At 29.5% G+C, this 25,316-nt stretch carries 19 protein-coding genes; 1 reads left to right on the top strand and 18 read right to left on the bottom strand.

The genetic code is table 11. The features are described 5' to 3' along the window. Positions 1-309: 309 nt before the first annotated feature. The 5 genes from QMG30_RS09090 to QMG30_RS09070 form a co-directional block, all read right to left on the bottom strand. Complete coding sequence (locus QMG30_RS09090) at positions 310-1,014, bottom strand: hypothetical protein (protein WP_281814766.1); 705 nt, start codon at positions 1,012-1,014, stop codon at positions 310-312. A gap of 796 nt (positions 1,015-1,810) precedes the next feature. Continuing rightward, complete coding sequence (locus tag QMG30_RS09085; protein WP_281814765.1) at positions 1,811-5,659, bottom strand: YobI family P-loop NTPase; 3,849 nt, start codon at positions 5,657-5,659, stop codon at positions 1,811-1,813. A gap of 1,101 nt (positions 5,660-6,760) precedes the next feature. After that, positions 6,761-7,594 (bottom strand): AraC family transcriptional regulator, encoded by an 834-nt coding sequence (locus tag QMG30_RS09080; protein WP_281814764.1) that lies wholly within the window; start codon positions 7,592-7,594, stop codon positions 6,761-6,763. 22 nt (positions 7,595-7,616) lie between these two features. Beyond that, positions 7,617-8,129: a GNAT family N-acetyltransferase gene (locus QMG30_RS09075; RefSeq protein ID WP_281814763.1), complete on the bottom strand. Its 513-nt coding sequence runs from the start codon at positions 8,127-8,129 to the stop codon at positions 7,617-7,619. 48 nt (positions 8,130-8,177) lie between these two features. Further along, positions 8,178-9,116, bottom strand: a complete 939-nt coding sequence (locus tag QMG30_RS09070; protein ID WP_281814762.1) for an AEC family transporter — start codon at positions 9,114-9,116, stop codon at positions 8,178-8,180. Positions 9,117-9,450: 334 nt separating this feature from the next. Between QMG30_RS09070 and QMG30_RS09065 the strand changes: the two genes are divergently transcribed. Beyond that, the gene (locus tag QMG30_RS09065) at positions 9,451-10,233 is read left to right on the top strand and encodes an SDR family NAD(P)-dependent oxidoreductase (RefSeq protein WP_281814761.1); all 783 of its coding nucleotides are present in this window, start codon (positions 9,451-9,453) and stop codon (positions 10,231-10,233) included. Between the two features lie 71 nt (positions 10,234-10,304). Here the strand turns inward: QMG30_RS09065 and iolG are convergent, their stop codons facing one another. The 13 genes from iolG to QMG30_RS09000 form a co-directional block, all read right to left on the bottom strand. Further along, on the bottom strand, positions 10,305-11,318 hold the full coding sequence (iolG, locus tag QMG30_RS09060; protein WP_281814760.1) for an inositol 2-dehydrogenase: 1,014 nt from the start codon (positions 11,316-11,318) through the stop codon (positions 10,305-10,307). A gap of 13 nt (positions 11,319-11,331) precedes the next feature. Beyond that, positions 11,332-12,168 (bottom strand): sugar phosphate isomerase/epimerase family protein, encoded by an 837-nt coding sequence (locus QMG30_RS09055; protein WP_281814759.1) that lies wholly within the window; start codon positions 12,166-12,168, stop codon positions 11,332-11,334. Between the two features lie 27 nt (positions 12,169-12,195). Continuing rightward, entirely contained in the window at positions 12,196-13,188 is a 993-nt protein-coding gene (locus tag QMG30_RS09050; protein ID WP_281814758.1) for an ABC transporter permease subunit, read from the bottom strand. Then, positions 13,181-14,698: a sugar ABC transporter ATP-binding protein gene (locus QMG30_RS09045; RefSeq protein WP_281814757.1), complete on the bottom strand. Its 1,518-nt coding sequence runs from the start codon at positions 14,696-14,698 to the stop codon at positions 13,181-13,183. Before QMG30_RS09045 ends, QMG30_RS09050 begins: the two co-directional genes overlap by 8 nt. Positions 14,699-14,775: 77 nt before the next feature. Further along, complete coding sequence (locus tag QMG30_RS09040) at positions 14,776-15,753, bottom strand: substrate-binding domain-containing protein (RefSeq protein ID WP_281814755.1); 978 nt, start codon at positions 15,751-15,753, stop codon at positions 14,776-14,778. Between the two features lie 243 nt (positions 15,754-15,996). Beyond that, entirely contained in the window at positions 15,997-17,544 is a 1,548-nt protein-coding gene (locus QMG30_RS09035; protein ID WP_281814753.1) for a response regulator transcription factor, read from the bottom strand. Between the two features lie 16 nt (positions 17,545-17,560). Next, complete coding sequence (locus QMG30_RS09030; RefSeq protein ID WP_281814752.1) at positions 17,561-18,463, bottom strand: substrate-binding domain-containing protein; 903 nt, start codon at positions 18,461-18,463, stop codon at positions 17,561-17,563. Between the two features lie 47 nt (positions 18,464-18,510). Further along, entirely contained in the window at positions 18,511-20,232 is a 1,722-nt protein-coding gene (locus QMG30_RS09025; protein WP_281814751.1) for a sensor histidine kinase, read from the bottom strand. Positions 20,233-20,413: 181 nt separating this feature from the next. Then, entirely contained in the window at positions 20,414-20,977 is a 564-nt protein-coding gene (locus QMG30_RS09020) for a hypothetical protein (protein WP_281814749.1), read from the bottom strand. A gap of 218 nt (positions 20,978-21,195) precedes the next feature. After that, positions 21,196-22,440, bottom strand: coding sequence for a uroporphyrinogen decarboxylase family protein (locus QMG30_RS09015; RefSeq protein ID WP_281814747.1), 1,245 nt, complete (start codon positions 22,438-22,440; stop codon positions 21,196-21,198). Positions 22,441-22,459: 19 nt separating this feature from the next. Further along, positions 22,460-22,783: an L-rhamnose mutarotase gene (locus tag QMG30_RS09010; protein ID WP_281814745.1), complete on the bottom strand. Its 324-nt coding sequence runs from the start codon at positions 22,781-22,783 to the stop codon at positions 22,460-22,462. 17 nt (positions 22,784-22,800) lie between these two features. Next, a complete protein-coding gene (locus QMG30_RS09005) occupies positions 22,801-23,988 on the bottom strand; it encodes a uroporphyrinogen decarboxylase family protein (protein ID WP_281814743.1) in 1,188 nt (395 codons plus the stop codon). An 81-nt stretch (positions 23,989-24,069) separates the two neighbouring features. Beyond that, complete coding sequence (locus QMG30_RS09000) at positions 24,070-25,287, bottom strand: sugar ABC transporter substrate-binding protein (protein ID WP_281814741.1); 1,218 nt, start codon at positions 25,285-25,287, stop codon at positions 24,070-24,072. Positions 25,288-25,316: the final 29 nt, after the last annotated feature.

Raw genomic sequence — 25,316 nt, 5'->3', positions numbered from 1 at the left:
TATATCCTCTTTTCCATCCCACAACATAAGCTCTTTTATTCAATATTCTCCCTAAATTCTATAAGGTCATCTATTTCTTCTATAAGGAAACCCCTTAGTCTTTGTGCTATTTTATAATACTATTAAATAATTAATAACATACATATTTTGATTTCTAAGGATATTAGTATTAAGAGTTGTATTTGATATCCAATATAAAGATTTTAATGAAGATGATTTGTTTAAGAAGGTTTTAAAGTTCTTTTATAATATTGAGTTTAAAAACATTTAAAGGAGCAAGTCATATTTTTATGACTTGCTCCTCTAAAATTATTTTTCTCTCCATTCGTATACACCATTTGGCACATCTGCATCAAGTAAAGGATTATATAATAAAGAAGGTGAATATGTGTCAACCCATTTAGAGAGTAATACAGTTACATTACCAAGTAAATCAACTTTAACATATTCCATATTTCCATATGAATTATCCATAATTGGATAGTATGTCATCCATACTGTTTTACCTGGTACAACATTTATAGTTACACTCCCATTATTACTATATTCCTTTTGCCAAGAACTTCCAACAACTGCTTTTAAAGCCTTTTTTTCTGCAGATTCTAATGTTATGTTTGTTGTCCATTTGCATGAACTTGCCCAACCAAAAGTATGTGACTGTTGTGTAGACGTTGAATTTTTCCAATATTCTGTAATATTTTCTTTTAAATCGTATCTGTGAACATCTTCACTAGAACCTACTTCCTCATAAACATTAAAATAATGTACAGTTTCTATTGGCATTATTTCACTTAAAGAATCAGTTGATTTAAAATAATTTTTATTTTGTAGATTTAATTTAGCTTGTTTAAGTTTGTCAGTTTCTAGTTTCTTTTCATTAAGATAATCTTCTGCCTGTTCACCTTCTAAAAATGTTGTTTTACCATTTTGTACAATCATAATCATAATTGTTTTACCATCTTCACTATTAGTTATTTCCTGTGCATTAATATGTATAGGTTGACTAAAAAACAATAGCAAACTCAAAGATAGTATTAATGTTTTGAATTTTTTTCATTTTGTTTCCTCTTTTTTTATTTATTATACAATTTATATTAATCAATATTTTAAATTTATATTGTTGTTGATTAAAATTTTATTTAAATATATAATATAATAGAGGTGATTTTATTGAATAATAAATTTAAAAGTTTTTTTGCTATTGGAAATATGAATTGTGAAAAAATTATTATGCATTTATTCTATATAGGAATTATATTACTATTATACCAATCTTATAAAATTTCATATTATGTTTATACTACTTATACATATGAAAAAGAAGTAACATACGAGAAAAATACAGAAATCTTTTATACCTATGTTACAACCAATAATTTGATATTATCAATTTTTACCTTTATAGTATCCTTTTTTATAATACTTATCTTATGGAAGTTAATCTGTGAAATAATTTATAAGGTAATAATTTACTTTACTAACAATACAAAATAATAATATCTTAATGATTTATATTAAAGACGATATAAACGAACTTTATTTTTTACAACAGTACCTTTTTAATTCGCTTTTTAACTTTAACATGAAACAGTTCATATAGTAAAAACAATATGAACTGGTTAAAAAATCCCTTTAATAAGCCATCACCATCTAACATTAATCATAGATGGCAATGGCTTATTTTCATTATCATTTTAACTTATGATAATGCTGTTCCATATTCTTGAATATTTGTTTTCTCTAGTTAAGATTTTTTAAGGAATAAAAAAGTAAATCAGTCCACAAATTTATCTGCTAGTTTTAAATATATTTAAAGTAATTCTACTGCTACATCATCATCTTTATTATCCTTAATTTTCCTGCCTTGAACCCTATAATAATTAGAATTTCCTTTATCAGGGTTATAACTTGATATCCATCCTCTCTTTTTATATTGAGATAATATATTTTTATTTTCTGGAGTAATACGAACCATAGGTCTCTTACCTTCAAAGACTTTTACAAATTTGGTAAGTTTGGCATTTACAAAACATTGCCTTACCTGCTTAATATTTAGTTCTGAAATTGATTCAATAATCATACGTTTTTTATATTTTTCATCATATTCATTGCTTAGCATTATATTATAAATAAGTTCTAAAGGTATTAAATTATCAATATTTATGTCCATAACTTTATTAGTATTCTTAACACACAAGTTTTCTATTGCATGTTTCATAGTAATTGTACTTGTTTCGTACCTATTAATAATAATTTCAAAATCACTAAAATCTAATTTATTATTTTCTATGATATATAATAACATCTTTTCAGAATAATTCTTATCTTTAATTTCAAGTCTATCTGGGTATTCTTCTATAAGCTTAATTTTATTTTCGTCACTAATACTAGCCTCTTCTAGAAACATAAGAATTTCATCTTTAACCAATATATCATCATCAAGTTTCTCAATATAATCTAATGTATTATTAGAAACAAAATATGTCATTAATTCAGGGTATTCTTCTCTCATATAATTGATATTATCTTTAGACATAGCAATAATTTCTAAATCAATAAGTACTTTAATCTTATCTTCATCAACTTTATCATTTAAACAAAGTTCAAATATTTGCTCATAATAACTGTTAAGAATCATCTTATATTTTTGATTATCTAATTCATTACAGTTCATGACATCCTCATAAAACTTATGTTTATCAATTTGATACTCACTGAAGTCATCATCAACCATTTTAAAATTATTTGTAAAACCATTAATATAATTAATAAGGGAATTATCTATGCTATAATATCCATAGTAAAGTAGTATATTTTCCTTTTTCTGTTTAACATTCTTATCAATAAGAACTTTCCAAAGATCCTTTTCCTCAATCACATCTAAATAAGATACCAATGTTGTTAATTTTTTAATATAATTAATTTTATCTTCAATATCAGCATTACTATTTAAAATCTTAATTACACAATCTTCATCATCGTTAATATCATCTTGTGAGTTATCCAATATTACTTTAATATATGATTTTAAATTATTGTCAACATATCCTTTAAAAGGTTCATCGGGTTTAGATAAAATTATAGTATACAACCTACCATTAGCAGTATTTAAATCAACCTGGTACACATTATTAAGGATTAATTCCGTCATTTCATAATTTAGATCATACAAATTATTATTATAAATTTCTCTAAAAAAGTCTTTGTTTGCCAGTTCATAATCAATATTCTTAAATGAAATGTCCAAATTTATAAATGCTTTTATTGCCGATGCAAAATAAGTCTGTAAAATATTTTCCTCTTCATAATCCATAAGTAAGTCCGTTGCTAGAAAATCAGGAACATTAGATATGTAACGTGTTATACAATAGTCTATATTCATATTACATAGATCTTCACCATCTGAATAGAGAAGTGTATACATCATATATAGATTCTTTTGCATTTTAGTAATTTCTGAGACTGAATCTGAAAACAAATAGTTTCCTATTTCTTTCCATATTTTATTTAGTTTTAGTACAAATTTATCTAAATAAAAATTCTCTATTTTTAGTTCTGTTATCTTTTTATTATTTTTCTTTTTTAAATGTAAATAACTCCAAACAAAGTCAAAACGCTTATTCCCTTTAATATTAACTAATAAATTATCTAAATATTTATGGTTATTTTCTAACAGATAATTTAATAGTTTAAAATTAAGTACTTCTTCATGTCCAAAATCCAAAACCCTTAGTTTACTAACAATTTTATCAACATGAGTTAATGAATAATCAAAAGGTACTGCTATTTCATCTGTTATGCTTCTTAAAAATATTTTATCATTTGTACTTAAGCTTTCTGCATAGAAATATGTTAGATAATCCTTATACGTTTCATCAATATAACCATTACGGATTAAATATTTTATTAAAGGATAATACAGACTTTTAATAATATAATCATAATTGTTATTTTCTTTTTTATTATCCAAGTTAAATATTTCATTTATATTATCTTTATTAATGATGTCACGCATTTTTAAAGAATTATACAAATTTATTTTTGAATATAATTTATCGTTTGTATTTTCAAGTTCCTTTATCCTATTTTTATTTTTACCATTAATAATCTCACGACGTTGTTCATATTTTTCATTTCCTGAGAATCGCTTTTTAATATGATCTTGATCTTCGGACCACACAGCTTCAATAAATTCTTTTCTAGTTTTATAGCGTACACTATTTATATAATTCCATTCATTACTTTTAAAATATAACGTATCAAGTTCAATTAAATCATTAAGATTTTCATTTTTAATATCTTCAATGTCTTTTATGTTTTGTTTAATTTTATTAAGTAATTTGTTTTTTTCATTAGCATTATACTGTTTTTTATTAGCAAATATATTGTATACAAAACCATAATTTAATTGCAGCTCACTGAAATCTTTAGGAAATATATTTTTATATATAATAAGAGCCAATAGTTTATTTTTATCTAAGCCTTGTTCTTTTCCCTTGATCTTTCCATAATAAATAACAAACTCATTATGTATATTTTTTAATACTCGCATATCATCAATATATAGGGATACCCTATCTAAAAATAATTCATCAAATTTAATACCAGAATTATTAAAGTGCTTTAACAATTGATCATAGGAATTTGAACTATCAATAACTGGTATAATAGGCAAAATAATATCAAAAAATTTTGTCCTGTCTTTAGAAGAAAATATATTATCCCGCACCAAATATAAAAATCTTATTGGTTTATTAGTTTTCTTGTTAATTAGGTTATTTATTTCTCTTAGTTTACTAAATATTAGATTATTTCTATATCGATCTATATCTTCAAAAACGATAGCATCTGCATTAGCATTAAGAAAAAGATATAGAATTTCGTCCAAATATTTGTCAAAATAAGATTCATCATTTTTTTCATTTTTTTCAAATAGCTCAATTTCTGTACTACCATTAAATTTAATTCTTTTAAAGATATGTTTTTGGTATTGTGATCTTATAATTTTATATATATAAAATGTAGAACCAACTATTGCTACAATAAAAAAAGCATTATGAGCTACTCTTGTAGTTGTAATTGTAAACCATGTATTGTGAACTATTTCTTTCCACTTACCAAAGTTAAATAAATAAAATATTGATATAAATAAAATATTGATTAGTGCAGCATGTATAATTAGACTTATTTTTGATATATCATTTTTTATTTTAAATCGTGTTAGTGGTATTTTTTTTACTTTAATCTGATGTATAAGTTGATTAATTATTTTACCCTCTAAATCTAGTTCACTATCTACTTCAGTTTTAATAATATCATTATTTTCTAATTGTTCTTGTTCAAAATGGGCTAATGAAATATAAATGAATTTCTTATTTTCATATAAATCATCATACGTTTGTATTACACTGCTTTTACCCGCACCATAATCTCCAGATACAGCAATATTTAATAAATCAGATTGGCTAAAGATATAATCCAAAGATTCTTTATAATACTTCATTTCTTTTTCACTACATTTTTTTGGTATCAATTTTTCTAAATGTAGTTCTAACTCTTTATCATCTTCTTGTTTTATGTTATTATCTGTCGATTTTAATTCATCAGTATATGCATTAGCATTACCTTTTCTATGAAATTTGTTCCTTAACCAATTCATACAATATCTCCTCCCATATTTAAGTTACATTAGAGACAAATTTCTCCTTAACAAATAATTAGATGCACTATCAAAACTCCTTTATGTTCCATTAGATCCTTAATAAATGGTTATTAATTCTACCTTCATTATCAACAAAAATACCTTCCAATTGGAAGGTTTAAAAATAATATTAGTTTATAATCTTCTTTTATATGTAAAAATCTTATTCGCCATTAATAATCATTCATCAATTTAGAGCTATACTAGATATATAGTATCATATTTCATATTTTGATTCAATATTTCGTCTAAATTGATGAATTAGTAGTTTTTATTACTATATTTCATAGTGAATTTTATGTTCATAATAACTTTTCTGTTAATCCTAAGATAGAAATTTAATGTTTAGTATAGTTCATATAGGAAAAAATATATGAACTCACAAAGAATCGCTAGAACACTGATATAATCTAGTTTTTTGTATATTGCTTTATTACGATATATTAAGAAAATGAATATTTGTATTTTTTAATGTATATTAATGCATTTTCAATTGTATATTATGAATGTTTACTAACAAATAATATTGATGGATTGAAAATATTATAGTAATTCATTTTCTTTTACCGTATTTATTTTATAAAAATTGGAATTTCAGCTTTTACATTCTTCGCAAAAACGCTACTATTGCTATTAATTTTTGTAGTATCTGCATTTACAACAAAACTTTACCAATATGTGTTAATATCTCTTGGTAAATCATTAGTTTTTGTTTTAGCATTGTTAAAGCTTATACGGGTTTCATTCCATTTAGAAGTATGATTTACATATCCTGTTATATTCAATTTATTCACTTTAAAACTCATAGTATCACTTGCTATTCCACCATAGTTACCTATAGTGATATTATTTTTAAGTAATGGTATAAGTAAATTATATTTGTTGCCTTTTGGATTAACAGTATAATTTAGAAATGCAAAAACAGAAGGTGTCAGTATGAATCAATATTGCGTGTATCTACTAAGTAAAGAATGTAGCACTAAATATAAATCAATTAAGTAATATAAACTTAAAGGGCATGCCTATATGATTAAATATAGTGCCCTTTTTTTAATTTCTCTATAATTTATTCTCTCTCTGTTTCCTATACACAGTAGGCGTAATCCCAGTATAATTCTTAAACTGATTAGAGAAATGGCTTACTTCATTATACCCCACTCTTTGACCGATTTCAGAAATTGCTAAATCTGAATTAATAAGAAACTGTTTTGATTTTTCTAGTCGCTGCCTTTTAACATAATTCATAGGTGTATTTCCTATATGCAGTCTGAAAAATTTAATAAAATAGTTGACCTGTAAATGGGCAATATTAGCGAGTTGTTCCACTGTTATGGATTCAGCTAAATGTCTATCAATATATGACAATATCTTCTCCAATTTCTCGATTGATGGTGACTTTGACACACGTAGTTTTTTTACATTTATACTATCCAAAAAATAAGCTATAATATCCAGTAGTACACTTTTTGCTTTCAATACAGAGGAAACATCTTCTTCTCTATCATATCGTACCAACTGCAAGAACTTGCCTTCAATCCAATCCTTGTCATCTGTAATATTAATCAGATTGGGAAAATCAAATATATCAAAAAGATTCTTATCACCTATTGTAGCTGTAAAATGGCACCAATATTTTTTATAATAATTATCATTGATATAGGAAAAGGCATGAGGTTTATTAGCAGGGACGATAACTAAATCACCTTTTTTAGGGAATAAGCTTTTATCCCCAGTTTTAACCCATCCGTTGCCTTCAATGATATAATAGAATTTATTGAATGGAGGAATATATGTCTTATATTTCCATGAATCATCACAATGGATATAATCAGCTATTATTAAATTAACATTCAAATTTGATAAATATGCTTTGCTGAAATTTCTTTCCTCCATAACTATTCTCCTTACCCAAAATCTATAAGTCTGTCATAATTTTATCATAACAATAAAATGGTAGCTCTTTATGAGGGAAGTAAATATGTCCCACTCTTTCATAGCCTAACTTTCTATAGAAATCAAGAGCTATGGGATTGCCGCAATAAGTATCTAACCTTATAGAATCATAGTGTTTCAGTATTGCAGAATCTTCGGCAAACTTCATTAATGATTTTCCTATATCATTACCTTGTACTTGTGGGTCTACAGCAAGTCTATGAACTACTAGAATTTTGGACGAGTCACTTCTCCATATAACCTCACTATATTCATCTTCTTGCTTTTCGTTAATAGTTACCATTCCGTAAATATTATCATCATCTTTCATTATGTACAGATTTCCTTCTGTAATATCTTTTGTAACTATCTCTATATCAGGATATTTATCATCCCATTGATCTATATTATTAGTTCTCATATTGTTGACGCATGCTTTAATAAGCATCATAATTTTTTCTATATCATTTATACTAGCTTTTGCTATATATGTCATAGTTATTCAGTCCAATCTTTTTTATATTTATTATATGCTACTCTCTAGTTAACTTCCTATCATAAAAACATATGCAATATAAATAATAACACATAAACACGTATAAGTTACTGTTATATTATTTACAAGTTCCGCATCTTTTTCACGACCATATTTCCCAACGAATATTGATAAAGAGAATGGAGGTGGTAATATTAAGAATGTAAAATAACCATATTCCATATATTTATCAAATTCCATGAATCTATCAATAATCGTAAATTTAATTAAGTAACCTACCAACAACATTATCACTAAACGTAATATAGTATAAACGATTGTTGGTTTCGTATATTCCTTGTTGAAAGATAATCCATACCCTATCACTATTAAGATTAATGGTGTAGCTATACCACTGAAATATTCTAATGTAGTATACAAGCCATTACATATAAGATTATCATATAATAGATTAGTCAAACCTAATAGATTTATTGTAACTCCTAGTACAAGTGCAATTATAAGTGGAGACGTTATAAAGCCTTTTACAGTTTCTAGATTCAACTTCTCATGATTAAAAACTAATTTTACAGCCGATATATATACTATCCAGATAAAAAACTCATGTCCAATACCCATTATAGCCATAGAAGGTAAATTAGCTTCACCAAAAACAGTTACATATAAAGGAATACCTAATAGTCCGAAAGTAAATCCAGACATTATAAAAGGAAACACAGGGCTACTGATTTTTGGTATTTTATTTATCATAAACCCAATAAACAGCATAAGAATACACAATAAAACTATCGACAAGATTAATCCTACATATTCCTTCTTGAGTTCTAAATCAACAAAGGCTATAAATAAAACTGCTGGTAGTGCTATATCAATAACTATCTTCTTTATACCATCCATAGTTTCTCTACTGAGGAAATTGGTTCTTCTAATAATGTATCCTACCAAAAACAATAAAAGAATGGGTATTACTTTAGATATTAATTCCATTACGTTGTCCTTTCTTCGTTTATATTCTGTAATATTATAATATCAACAAAGAGGCTACGCCTCATATAAGATTTCAAGGAAAATAGAAAGTAGAACTTTCCTATTTAACAAAGAAAATTATACCACAAATAAATATATAATATAACTCCTATCTCTACTTTCCCACCATTAAATTGATGCAAATAAATAAAAAGTTTTAAATCTCATATGCAGATTAAAAAGTTAGAAGAATATATTTATAAAAATACTAAATGTTGCCATATTATTTTTGTATTACGCTGAATAATTAGATAACAACTACAGAAACTAAATAATATTTGAAAAAGGTGATGTTATGAAAAAAGGATATGTACTAATAACAGGTGGAAACAAAGGAATAGGTTTAGAACTAGCTAAAATATTTGCCAAAAACAATTACCCATTGATTCTTGTGGGAACAGATATTTTAGCCCTATACGAAGCTAGAAACGTAATTAAGAAAAATTATAAAGTACCAGTTAATCTTATTCAACGGGATTTAACTAAGAGAAATACTCCTAACGAAATCTATAACATAATAAAAGGAAAAAAAATACAAGTTGATATCTTAGTCAATAATGCTGGCTTTGGAACTTATGGTCCATTCATTGAGACTAACCTAGAAAAAGAATTAGATTTGATAGAACTTAATATTAGAGCATTGACTCATTTGACCAAACTATTTTCAAAAGATATGGCTAAAAGATTCCATGGAAAAATATTGAATATCTCTTCAACAAGTGCTTTTCAAGGTGGTCCATATATGGCAGTATATTTTGCATCAAAAGCATTTATACTACATTTTAGCGATGCACTCCACAGTGAATTCAAACCTTACGGTTTACAAGTTACAGCTCTTTGTCCTGGTCCAACAGATACCAATTTTACTGACTGTGCCAAAGGTTCAGGTCAAGCTAAAATATTTCAATCAATGCTATCTCCAAAAAGAGTGGCAAAAGCAGGTTATAATGCATTGATGAAAAACAAATTATTCAAAGTGGTAGGAATCAAAAATAATCTGTTGAGACAACTTAATAGAATCTTACCTAGAGAAACAGCAATAAATATCGCTCATAATTGTTTATTGAAACAAAAATAAAACCTATCATGTCTATTATTGATATACTAGCAATGAGAATATCCTTTTATCTCATCACTAGTATATTAATTTTATATTTCAATTTCTAATATTTTAATAGGTCTTCCTTCTTCTATTGATTTTTTAGCAGCCATCCCTATCATAACACTTTTAAGTCCATCGTAAACTCCTACAGCTACAGGTTCATCATTAACGATAGAATCAATAAATGAAGTCATTTCGTCTCTAAAAGATTCCATATATCTTTCCAAGAAAAAATATAGTGGTTTTTCACCCATAGTACCTTTTTCATTGCTTAATATAGCTGTTGAAGGTTTATCGTTAGATGTTGATAGCATTCCTCTTGAACCAAATACTTCTGCCCTTTGGTCATATCCATATGCTGCTTTTCTGGAATTATCAATAACTGCCAAAGTACCGTTTTCCATTTTCATAGAAATAAGGGCTGTATCTATATCTCCAACTTTACCAATCTCCTCATCAATAAGAACATCTCCTCTAGCATACACTTCTTCAACATCACTGTTAACTAAATATCTTGCCATATCAAAATCATGAATTGTCATATCAAGAAATAGTCCTCCTGACACTTTCACATAATCTATTGATGGTGGAGCTGGATCTCTAGATGTGATTTTCATTATATGAGGATCTCCTATCTCACCTTTTTCAACGGCTTGCCTGATAGTTCTAAAATTATGATCAAATCTTCTGTTGAATCCTACTTGATACTTGAGTTTCTTCCCTTTAAGAGCATCAATAACCTCCATAATCTTATCAATCTTCAAATCAACCGGTTTCTCACAAAATACATGTTTAGAAGCTTGTATAGCTTCTAGAGAGATAGGTGCATGTGTGTTAGTTGAGGAACAGATAAGAACGGCATCTATATCTTTTTCAGCAAGTATTTTTCTATAATCCTTATAACACCTTGTTATTCCTAAACTTTCTGCCCATCTTTTTATCTCATCAGTCATGTGAATGTCTGCTATAGCAACTACTTCTGCTCTTTTTACATTATAACAAATATTTTCTGTATGTAATTTTCCAATCCTACCTGCACCAATAATTCCAATCTTAACCATAACAAAATCCTCCTTATTCAACATAGAAAAACTTGGATACGACTTCTTTTGTTTTCTCTTTTCCTACCTTAATCGTTTCTTCTATATCCATATCCCAATATTCTGGTCTGAATAATTCTACTGAAACCATTTCATCATAACCGATAACTTTCAATGCTGCCAATATTTCATCAAGGTCTATTACTCCATCCCCAGGCCATAAACGTTTATCATCACGCAAAGCACCTATAGGAAGGTCTTCACTATCATCAATATGGAATATAAAGATTTTCTTACCGTCTGCTACTTTCAGATCTCTTATATCAGAACCCATAGCATGGAAATGGAAACAATCCAATACAATTCCTACATTATCCAAATCAACAGTTTTCACTATATCATAAGCTTGTTCAAATCTATTGACTGAACAATTAGGATATCCTACAAATTCAAACGCTAATTTAACACTATATCCATCTGCTATCTTAGCTAACTCGGTTATTCTCTTTACAGATTCATTTTTTATCTCTACCCTTGTATAATCTCCAATATCAAATGTAGGCACTATAACGATTTTTTTACAATCAATGATATCTCCCATTTCACATAAGAATCTTAGATTATCCAGTATTTCTTTATTACCTTCATCATCTCTGAATGTAATAAATTCAAGAGCATTAAAAGCAAAAGGCTTAATTCTGCTCTTTCTAAAAAAATCAGCTAAATCTTCTATTGTATTCCTTGTAAGATAATCCCTTAATTTATCTAATCTGATTTCAATAAGGTCATACCCATACTTTTCACAATAAGCTAAATCCTTCTCTAATGTAGAATGTTTCATTGTTGTTGCTTCATTAAAACATATTTTCATTACAACATACCTCCTGCTAAATTATATTTATGCGGTTTTTGCATTTTTCCTCATATCGAATACTACGGCACCTACAATAATTAAACCTTTTACTATCTGTTGTATATAAGGTGAAACCCCTAATAACAGTAATCCATTATTAACCACTCCAAGTATCAATATACCAGCTATTACACCGCCTATACGTCCAACGCCCCCATTATGACTTACTCCTCCGATAGTTGCTGCGGCTATAGCATCTAATTCATAGTTTAATCCAAGAGTTGCAATTCCTGATCCTGTTCTGGCAGCTAATAGAACTCCTGCAACAGCAGCACAGAATGATGACCATGTATATACCAATATTATGTTCTTCTTAACCTTTATTCCAGCAACTCTAGCTGCTACATCGTTACCTCCTATTGCATATACATTCTTTCCGAACTTAGTATGATTAAGCAGGAACCAAGCAAATATAGCAAATATTATAAGTATGATCAGCAAATTAGGTATACCTAATATGTTGCCCTGACCAACAGTTTTGAATGGCTTTTTCAACATTGGTATAGGATAAGCATTAGTATATAACATGGCAAGGCCTCTAGCTACAACCATACTTCCTAGAGTAGCAATAAAAGGAGGTATCTTGGTATAAGCAATAAGTGCTCCGTTAACAACTCCAAAAATAGTCCCTGCCAATATTCCTGCAATTATCGCTACAGGTAATCCAATACCAATGGGCATATCAAGTCCTTTGAACATCTGTGCACTATAAGTTGGATCTTGAATCAGACTTGCTGATACAACAGCTGACAGAGCGACAATAGAACCAAGTGAAAGGTCAATACCTTTTGATAGAATACAAAAAGCTACTCCTAATGCTAATAGACCTTTTATAGATTCAGTCGTAAATATATTTATTATATTACCTATAGTCAAAAACTTTGGAGATGCAATTGTTACTACAACAATTAAAAATATCAATACGATATATATAGAATTTTTACTGGCTAGTTTCTTTAAATCAGATGTTCTATTCATCTTTTCCCTCCTCGTCTGTACTAAAACCCTCCGTAGCATACTTCATTATTACTTCCTGATTGGCGTCTTCACGATTGATGATACCTGTCATTTTTCCTTCATGCATTGTAAGTATTTTGTCACTCATCCCCAATATTTCTGGCATTTCTGATGAAATCATTATGACTGCCTTACCTTCAGAAGCTAGTTTCGTTATCAAACTATGTATTTCCGTTTTGGCACCTACATCAATACCTCTTGTAGGTTCATCTACCATTAATATATCTGGATCAGTCAATAATGCTCTTGCGACTAATACTTTCTGTTGATTACCACCACTGAGACTTTTGATTTGAGTATCAAAATCTGCTGTTTTTACATTTAATTTATTAATATATTCTTCAGTATCAACATGAATTTTCTTATGATTAAGCTTAATTCCATTTGAATATTTATCTAAACTGGATAAGACAGTATTGTCTCTAACGCTTAGAACAGGTATGATTCCCATCTTCTTACGATCTTCCGTCAATAGACATAATCCATTTTTTAATGCCTCATGAGGATTATCAATATACACTTCTTTCCCATTGATATATATATGACCTTCAGTCTTAGGTCTGATTCCAAAAATAGTTTCAACTATTTCTGTCCTACCAGCTCCAACTAGACCTGCAAATCCCAAAATCTCACCTCTATGTAGTTCAAAAGAAACATTATGAAATGCATCTCCTGCTGACAAGTTTTCGACTTTTAATACTGTATCACCTATTTTGCAGTCTATTTTAGGAAACATTTCAGTAAGTTCTCTTCCTACCATCAGTGAAATTAATTTGTCAATGTCTAAATTACAAGCCATATCACTTCCTACTAATTCTCCATCCCTTAACACTGTAATTTCATCACATATTCTGAATATCTCGTCCATCTTGTGAGATATATATATGATAGTTACACCTTTTTTCTTTAAGTTATCGATTATTTTAAATAAATGTTCAGCCTCTGTTGTAGTAAGTGCAGATGTAGGTTCATCCATGATAACTATATCAGCATTAAATGATACAGCCTTGGCTATTTCAACCATCTGCATTTTTGCTACAGTAAGATTACCCATTAATTCATCTGGATTGATATCCATATGTAATTGATCTAGTAACTTTTTTGTATCCTGTCTCATTCTCTTATGGTCAATCATTATTTTATTTTTTAATGGTTCTCTTCCTAACCATATGTTCTCTGAAATACTTCTTGCTGTAACAACGTTAAGTTCTTGGTGAATCATGGATATTCCATGTTTCTGTGCTGATAATGCATCTTTTATAGTCACTTGATCTCCTTTAAGGATGATTTTTCCAGAAGTCATTTGATTGATACCCATTAAGCATTTCATTAAAGTAGACTTGCCTGCTCCATTTTCTCCCATCAGTGCATGTACAGTCCCAGATCTTACTCTGAAATTAACTCCTTTTAATGCCTTGACCCCAGGAAAAACTTTAACGACATCTATCATTTCCAATATATATTCGCTCATTAAAGCCTTACCTCCAATATCTATCGCTTTATATTCAACAGCTGAGGCAACTAGACCCCAGCTTAGTTTATTCCCACTTATTTGAAATCTTCTATATTATCAAGAGATACCACTTGGAAAGGTATCCAACCATATTTATCGACTTCTTCTCCTTTTGCCATTTTATATGCAAAATCAAAAGCTCCTGCTCCTTGTCCACTTGCATCTTGAAAAACTGAACATGCCATTTCTTCAGCTTCTATAGCTGCAATAGCATTAGCTGTAGCGTCAATACCAACGACAGGAACATCTAATTTATTAGCTGATTTCAATGCTTCTACAGCTCCAAGAGCCATTTCATCATTATTACCGATAACAACATCAAAAGGTTTTCCAGTTCCGATAAATTGCTGCATCTTAGCCATAGCTTTTGCACGATCGAATTCAGCTGTATCTTCAAATTGTTTTACAAGAGTAAATCCATTTTCTTCAAGTGTAGCTTTTACAGCTTTGGAACGAGCATTAGTATGTTGCAGACCAAGTGTACCCATGAACAGTACATAATTGATAGTCTTATCACTCTTATCTTTGAAATAATCAGTTAAGAATTTTGCTTGTAACTGACCTGCTTCATATTCATCAGAACCTACATAAGATGCATTACTTGAATCTTCCAGTATTTTTTCATTAGGAAGCCTGTTGACGAATACAACAGGAACATCACCTGCTGCTTTCAATATTTCTTCACTTGTATCTGTATTGACAAGATTGACTATGATTGCACCGCAATCTTGTGATACGAAACTACTGATATGAGATAACTGTTTTTGAATATCATTTTCTGCATCAAAAGCAACTATTTCTACATCACTATAATCTTTTGCCGCATCTTTAACGGCTGTTTCCAGAGTTGAAAGAAATTGATCTCTTGAGGACATAGTAAGTCCTATTTTGATTTTGCCACCTTCTTGACCACTATTTCCTTCATTACCTGTAGTTGTAGTTTTCCCCCCGCAACCTGCTAATAACGAACCTGTTAAAATACATGTAAATAATAATGCTAAAAATTTCTTCATTTTTTACCTCTCCTTATCGTTTCTTTGAACTCATAGATATAAAAAATATGTGATATATCTATAATGTTCTTAATAAGTTCTTCATATATAATTGTAAAATAAAATGCATGTCCTTAACAGACATGCATTTTCAAGATAATATACTATTTAATTTACCTATAATAATATCATTGTCAAATATTTACACACATAAATAATTTTAGAAGTGTAAAATAATGATATTAGTGTAAAATTTTGCTCTTATCAGTTATTGAATTTTCTATATGACATAGGATTTCTACCAACTATCTTCTTGAATATTTTACAAAAATATCTATAATCATAAAAACCACATAACTTAGCGATATCCTTTATTTTCTTATCGGTACTGCTTAATAGACTCTTAGCATTATCTATTCTGACTATTGCCAAATAATCTGTAAAGTTCATTTTAGTTTCTTGTTTAAAAAGACGACTAAGATAAGTTGAATTGACTTGGAGATAATCTGCTACACTAGTTAGTGATATGGTTTTATCATAATTATTATTAATGTGTTGAATTGCTTTTGCTACAATTATATTAGTAATCTTTACACTGATATTAGGATAATAGTTAATATGTTCCCTATAATCGTCTACCATCGATTTTACTTGTTCAATAGATGTAATATGTTCATATATCTGATTTTCTCTAGCTACTTTAAGTATATCATCCATCTTTTTTAACCACTCTATTACTATTTGTGGGTTAATATGCTCCCTCTCAAAATAATCAATCTGTTCTTTTGATTTCTTTAATATCTCTTCAATATCCACAGTTATCAATAATTTTTTTATATCATCATAAAACCTTGTATAACATTTTTCTTTATATATAATGCTTTTCAACTCATGATAAAATATCTCATTCTCATTATAAAAACTTCTCTCTATAGCTTTTTGAGCATGACTGAACGCATTTTTTAAACTATCTTTTCCTATGCAGATATCACTGACTCCAATAACTGATTTAAGCTTGTAATGCTCTTCAATGAATATATGTATCTTAGTTGCTATTTCATTCAGAACTTCGTGACTAGAAATAGACACTGCATCTATGATTATCGTATAGTTAAAATCTTTAGTGGCTATTATTTCATATTTATATTTTGTATCTATTATATTTTTACTCATACCTATCAAATCATTGAAAATTTCAGCTTGTTTCTGCTGGTCACTTTTATCATTAGGCTTATATGTTAACAATATCTTTATTTCTATGACAGCCGTTTTCAGTAGTGATATTCTGATATCATTATTGGCTGATTTACCTTTTAACTGCTCATAATTATATTTATTGTTAATTACATTAATAAGAAATTTCTTTTTCAACTCATTACTTCCAAGATCCGCCAGATGTAATAGTTTTGCTTTTTCTCTTATCTCCTGTCTTCCTTCTTCAACTTTACTTCTTAGATTCTCTAATATACTATCTATGTTCTTTTTGTTGAAAGAATTTTTTAATATATAATCATCTGCTCCTTCTTTTAACGCTTCTTTTACATAGTCAAAATCATCGTGGCAACTTAATACTATTATCTTACAGAAGAAATCTCTTTTTTTAATTTCTTTTATAAGTGATATTCCATCCATTACAGGCATACTTATGTCAGTAATGACTAATTCTGGTCTAAGTCTTTCTATTATCTCTAACGCCTGTTCTCCATCTTGAACATTATCAACTATTTCAAATCCTTCTTTCTCCCAATCTGTTACTGCGAGTAAAAACATACGAACTAAATAATCATCATCAACTATTATTGTTCTTATCATACTCTTCCACCTTCTTCTATTTGTTTGTTATCAAGTACTTTTCCGCCTTTTCTTTGTTTATCAATTCATTTTCTATATATAGATTACCTTCTATATCTTCTCCATTAAGATATTTTACAACTGTTTGCATCGTTTCATAAGCAATATCATATCCATCTTGAGAAACCATAGCTGAAATTTTATCATCTATTATTTTACGGATAGTATCTGTTTGTGTATCCACGCCAATGATTCGTACAGATTTATTAGGTTTCAAAAATTCTAATCTATCTATTACACCTAGTGCCATTGTAGCATTGGTACAGAAAATACCATCAATGTTCCCATACTCATCCAATATTTCTTTTGTTTTTTGTGAAGAATCAAAGAAACTACAATAGGCCTCTTCTTCATAAACAATATTTATATTGGTATTGCACTCTAGATAATCTTTGAATCCTTCTAATCTTTCAACATGAGGAGATTGTAATAATGTACCTGTCAATACTGCTACCAAACCTTTACCATTCAGTAATTTATCCATATATCGACCTGCAATCTCTCCTATTTCTATATTATCAGAACCCACATAAATTTCATCTTTCCCATAAATATCAGTATCCATTGAAAAGACTGGTATATTTTTTTCTTCAGCCAATTCCATATATTCTTCTGTATTATATGAATCACAAGGAACAATAACGATAGCATCCACATTACTGTTAAGGGTGTCTTCTATTAGGATATTCTGTTGTCTAACATCTTTTTCAGTTAATGGATTAACAACTAGAACATCAACATCTAGTTCATCAGCAGCTTTTTCCACACCAGATTTTAATGATAAGCAATATTCACTATCCATGGCCTTTAAAACAACCCCTATCCTATATTTATCAGTACAGTTTTCTTGTGTATAATGTTCATCACTAAATAGAATCATATATCCTATAACTAAAGTTAATATAATAATAATAAATACTATCTTTTTTATGATTCCTCCTCCTCCTTAATCATATATTGCTCTTTATCTTTTGTAGCTGGTATTATAATTACAACTTTTGTTCCTTTTTCTAGTACGCTTGAATAAGATATATTTCCATAATCCCCATAATATAGATTGATTCTATCTTTTATATTAGTAATACCTATGTGATTGAACTTTTCTTTTTTACTGGTTTGCCTTTTGAATATGTTCTTTTTTACATCTTCTGCCATACCTTTTCCATTATCTTCTATACTGAGTACTAATTCATCATGTGTCATTGAAGCACAAATAATAATTCTATTTTTATCAGTTTTAGTATCAAGTCCATGATAAATAGAATTTTCTACTAAAGGTTGTAAGATAAGTCTAGGTACGTATAACGTTTTCACGTTATTATCAATTTCATACTCCACTGAGAAATTGTCCTTATAACGAAAACGTTGTAGCAATACATAATTCTTGACAAGATTGAGTTCGTCTTCCAGTGTAATAAAAGCTCCTTTTTTACTTATTGTAGACTGTAATAATTCAATAAAAGCATCTAGTAGATCGACTATGTCATAAGCCTCTTCTAAAAAAGCAGCACATTTTATTGAATTAAGGGTATTATACATAAAATGAGGAGTAATCTGATATTGTAATGCTTCAAGTTCAGCTTCTTTTTTAAGTAGTTTCTCTGTCACAAGTTCATCAATAAGTTTCTCCATTCTATCAGCCATATTGTTAAATCTTCTACTTAAAATAGTTATCTCATCATTTCCAGTTATAATAGCTCTTGCTTTCAGGTCTCCTTCACTGAGTTTTCTCATAGCTATTTTTAGATTCTTGACTGGAGCATACAATCTGTTTGACATGATAAATGCTAATAGAATAGCTATAATTATAGTGATTATCGCTGCTATGATTATATAATTTCTTATTTGAACAATATCTTTAGTTAATGCATTTACATCTAGAACACTAATAAAATCATACCCAGTAAATGGTGCAGTAATTTTTTGGTATTGCTTTGCATTAACATATTCTTCTAGACAAACTTCTTTGCCTAGCTTAGATAATAATTTGCTAGAAACGATTTTATTATCTTTATTCATTATTTCTGTGGTAATATTAAGAGAACTGTTGATACTATCAAGACATAAGAAATATACGATCCGCTCATCCATGTTAAAAGCAATTTCCCCTATTAATTCATTTGTATCTGGATCTTTGATTGGCTTTTTATATGTAAATAGAAATTTGTTAGCAGAACCGATATCATCTTCTATATAGATAGGACTAAAATTCTGTATATAGTTATTAGTATTACGAAGCCAATTATAGTCATTGGATGTATTGATATTTTTTACAGCTTTATATTCTTGAGATATAACTATCTTCTTTTCTCGCGGCAAATAAACATATATCGAATCAATATTATCACTTGATATCTTATAGTGGTTCAGTAATATACTAATTGCCAGTAATCTGTCTTGTCCGCCATTTTGTTCCCTGATCAATCGTATCAATTCCTTATCACAGCTGGCTTCTATACATGTATAGTACATCTTTCTCATTATGGTATCAAATTCTAACGCTTTGTTATTAATGTTTTCTGATATGGTTTTTCTGTAATTTATTTGTATAGTGTTAGAAGTTCTTTTATAATATATTATTGCTGTTATGATTGATATTATCGCTGTGATAGAAATAATACTTAAAATTATTTTTGCTCTGAATTTCATATTTCACCCCCAAACTTTTATTGTTTTTAGACAAAATTATTTGATTAGTGTATTATATTTTGTTAAATAATCACCATTTTGCATTTTTGACCAAATAATTTTATACAGATACATATTAAAGTATAGGGGTTTTTCTGTCAAGATTTACCCTCTGTAGTCAATTAGAGATTATTAATAGATCTTACTCACTTTGGTATATTTCTACGTCAAGTTGTTCTGAGTAAGGTTCCACTAATTGCCATATGGTGGTAAAAAATTGTTGGGTAATAACGTAATCACCGCTATAATCTTTACCTATATACATACTATCTTTAAGTGTATATTCTATGACACCACCATAAGCAGTATCACTTAACATATATATCATTATATTATCGTTTATTATTATATAAAAGTATGGTTCAGCTGCTATTACATTTCCCCCTTTAACTTTCTCCCAAGAAGGAAAAGCTATAGAATCAGTAATAAGTGTTATATCATCAGTATCGGTTAATTCAACGATATGCTTTAATTCCTTGTGTGGATGGTCAGAAGCATAATCAGCTACAGCAATTATAATCTTATCAGTTTGAGTATCATACATAGAATACCAAGTTGAATCTTCACCTTGTTCACTTAATGAATTATTATCTTCTGATTCAGTCTCTACTTCAGTAACTAATTCCTGCTTGTCTTTGATGTTATTATTATCACAACCTATCAGCAATAGAATCAACATCAATCCACTTAATATGAATTTCTTCACTAATAACACCTCCAAAAAATATCATTCAATAAAAAGTATACCATACTTATTTTCATACACAAAACATAATATACTGCACAACTAACCTAAAAAGATTCCTTTTAAAAATTTCACTTATATAATAAAAAAAGGACCAATTATAATACATATAATCAATCCTAATCTCATATTTCTCTCTATTAATCCAACCCATCTTGCACTACAATACTTAAATTCATTCACCCTCCATTAAATTCCCTAACCGCATCAAACATAGCAATAATATTTTCCCCGGGTACATCAGGCATAATATTATGCTCCTGATTGAATACAAAACCTCCACTAGGTGAAAATATTTCCAAATTACTAAGTACATGTTTCCTGACTTCTTCAGGTGTTCCTCTATTAAGTATCCAGCGTGTATTACATCCTCCACCCCAAAAAGTTATATCTTTACCAAATTCTTTCTTCAATACAGCAGGCTCCATTCCATTAGCTGTAGTCTGAACAGGGTTAATCACATCATATCCTGCTTCAATTAAATCAGGTAAAAGAGAATGAATTGAACCACATGAATGTAAAAATGTTTTCATATTAGAGTGTTTATGTACATAATCACATAACATAGTATGTTTAGGCTTGAATAATTTTCTATAAACATCAGGACCAATGAGAGGTCCACTATCCATACCTAGGTCATCCCCAAATCTTAGAATATCTACTACGTCGCCAACTGACTGGCACACTTTATCTAGTGTATCAAGATGTATTTCCATAAGCTTATCCAATAATCTTTCTACGTTGTTCTGGTCAATATAACAATCCATCAGAAAATTATCAATACGTCTAAGAAATGTACCCCATTCTAATAGATTACAACCACATACTATCATTATAGCTTTATCTGTGGAATTGCGTAATTCTATTGCTTTTTTTCTTAGATTCTCCCAAAAATCTGGTTCATTTGCATGATCCCATGGACTATGTACAAGATACGACCACAAAACTTTATCCATTGCATCCTTGATGTTTTTATAGTTATCTGGATATCCATCAACATATGGAAAAATGGTTTGATCGAAAAAAGTTGCACCCTTAGGCATCTTAGCGATAAAAGTACCATCAGAGTGATAAGCCTCATAACTCCCATCATCAGCCTTCTTAGGTTTGAACCACTTGGGATATTGTGCTATGGAACCATCAGCTAATGTATAATCATACCAATCTGATTCTTTATCATTATACACTCTGCCTATATCAATGACATCTACACCGAATCTATCAATAATATCATCTTCAGGAATGACAACCTGTTGTACAACATCATATACCCTTGTATGTCCTGTGTTGATAGACAATTTCTTTTTCAGATTATTATAAGCTATAGCAGAAATATTAGAGCTAGGAGTAGAACCAAGATCAACTGGTACTTTATCAGGTTCTCTATGTTCTATAGCAGCTAATATTCTTTCTCTTGAATTCATATGATCTACCTCCCATTAATTAATCTTGATGGAATACTTCTTCCATATCTGCCCACCATTCTCCATCTTTTCTACTTTCTAGAGGCTGTTGACATGGTTTACAACAGTCCCACCATTTGATAGTCACAGGATCAGCTGACATTTTTGCCATATCCTTCTCATAATCACTACCGACATATTCGTAATAACTGAATAGGTAACCATCTTTATAGTAAATAGAATAATTCTCTATATTACATTTTTTTATCATTTTCAATACATCTGGCCATACATTTCCATGTAATTTTTTATACTCATCTAATTTCTCGGGTTTTACTTTAATTACTGAACCGTATCTTTTCATAATATCAACCTCTCTTTTTATTTTATGTTCAACTCTTCATCTAACCTTGTTATTTCTGCCTTGATTTTATCTAAATTAAGAGGATAATTTCCATATTCTCTAACTACATTGAGTGCATGCAGATAACTCTCCGGTTCAACGTCATTACTTATTGAATGGTCCGATTGGAATATCCAACCACCATTTTTTGCTGCCTGCATTTTATATAATACTTCACGTTTAATCATATCCAGATTGTTGCTCTCCAAAACTCTCATATCGATATTTCCACAGAAGCCTAATCTACCTCCATACTGCTTTTCTAATTCAACTACATCGAGATCTGCTTTTGCTTCAAGAGGATTATAAAAATCAAGTCCCAATTCAACCATATCATCATAGATTGAAGTAGCATTACCACATCCATGATAAATGACGATCAAATCATTAGCATGACATAAGTCAATAAGTTTCTTGGTTATAGGCTTAAAATATTTTCTCCAGGCATCTGGACTGAAGAGCATACCGTTTCTATAAGCCACATCACCCCATATGACCATTCCGGAAAGTTTTCCTTTTCCTTCTTTAATCTGTGCTTCTGCAAATTTATATAGGAAATCTCCTACTCGTTTCATGAAATCTCCAAATGCATCTGGTTCTGCTAACATCCACATAAGAGAATTTTCAGTACCTACAATACGCCATACATATTCATAACCTTCGCAAACAGAACCGAATACGGGCAATTTACCATAATAATCATCTACACGTTTAGACCATGCTGGGATATTTTGAACTAGAACATCTCCAACACCATTAATCTGGTCATCACCATCTTCATAGAACCTTCTTCTGTCAGTAGGATCATCAAAAGTGAATTCGGCCATCTCCTGTGGTTCTTTTATAGAAAAGCTATCATAATGAGGCATAACGATATCTTTGGATCTATGAATAGTAGCTTCAAAACCTGTTTGTATGTATATATCATCACCATCTTGCTTAATTACTTCAAATGGTTTAATATGGGGGTCCATATTGGGAGTTATAGGTATATAATCTAAATCAAAGAAAAGATATGGATCAAAATCTTCTCCCCACTTCTTGATGCACTTATTTTTAAACCCTGTCCAAAAGAATTCTCCAACAGGTATTTTATCGCATTCATCACTGAATTCAGCTGCATTTCTGATTCTATCTATTTTAGTTTTTACACTTTTATTCTCCATATTCTTTTCCTCCTTTATTAATATAGGGCAGTCTATGAATACTAATGTATTAAAAGACAGCCCTTAATTCAAATTATTTTTTTACCATTGAGCTGGCATATAATTGTCTACGTCATCTGCTGTAATGATATGTCTAGGTAAATAAGCAACTGGGTCTAATTCTTCTCCATTAAAGAATCTTACTGCTGTATATAAAGCAATTGCCCCGTCACCTTCTGCTGACTGGTATGTGATACCTGAACATACTCCGTTTTTAACTGCATCCATACCTGTTTTACAGTTACCTGCTGCTACTACTACAATATCTTCTCTTCCGGTATTTTTAAGAGCTTCTTCTGTACCTGTCATACTGAAACCGTCACCAGCAAGGATTAATCCTTTTAAGTCATCTCCATATTTAGTGATCCAATCAGATACCAACTGCATTGTTGCTTCTGCTTCAAGGTTAGCTGTATCCATAGCCAATAATTCCATATCTGGTGCATATTCCACTAATTCTGTAATCGGCGCGAATGTTCTTGCAAAATATGGTGAAGAACCTGGCATATGTCTTACTATGGCATATCCGCCTTTTTTACCCATCTCATCAGCGAAATGTCTAGCTATCATTCTGAATTGTCCCCAGTCATCTGGACCAGTCCATGCTGTACAATATTTCATTGCAGCTTCTGCTGGAATTGTGTTAGATGCTATGATAGGTATTCCTGCCTGATTTATTTTTCTCATTAGAGGTGCACAAGCTGTTGCATCTACAGGTGCGAATATAACAGCATCTGGTTTTTCATTAATCGCTTGATCAACTTGTTGAGACTGTAAATCCATGTTCCAGTTACCATTAAGAATCTTGAAATCAATATCATACGCTTCTGCTATTTGAGTGAATCCATTAACATAAGCAGTCCAATAAGGGTGATCTCCTGCTTTTAGAAGAACGACCTTTTTGCCTATAGCTCCATCTGCTGGAGACTTAGGTAGATTTTCTTTTTCTGTTGTCCAGCCTGCATATTCGATATCCCACCAATGTCCAGCTTCTTCTTCTGCTAAAGCTTTTGGATCTTCTGGACGCTCTGGTACTTCTTTCTTTTCAGTAGGTAGAATCAATGGTTGACCATCACTACCAATAATCGAGAATACGTCTATTTCTTTTGATTGTTCAAGATTAGATTGTCCATCAGCATTATCACTTACAGAAGTTTTACCACTGTCAGTTTTTTCTGCCTTATCTTTAGTACCACATCCAGTGAATATAGTTACAACCAAACTCATAACCAAGATTACTCCAAAACATTTTTTTAACATAATAATCCTCCTATTTATATGTAATTTTT

The organism is Vallitalea longa, assembly GCF_027923465.1.
Taxonomy (GTDB): domain Bacteria; phylum Bacillota; class Clostridia; order Lachnospirales; family Vallitaleaceae; genus Vallitalea; species Vallitalea longa.
Note: the sequence above shows the minus strand (reverse complement) of the source record. Positions and strands in the feature narration are given on the sequence as shown.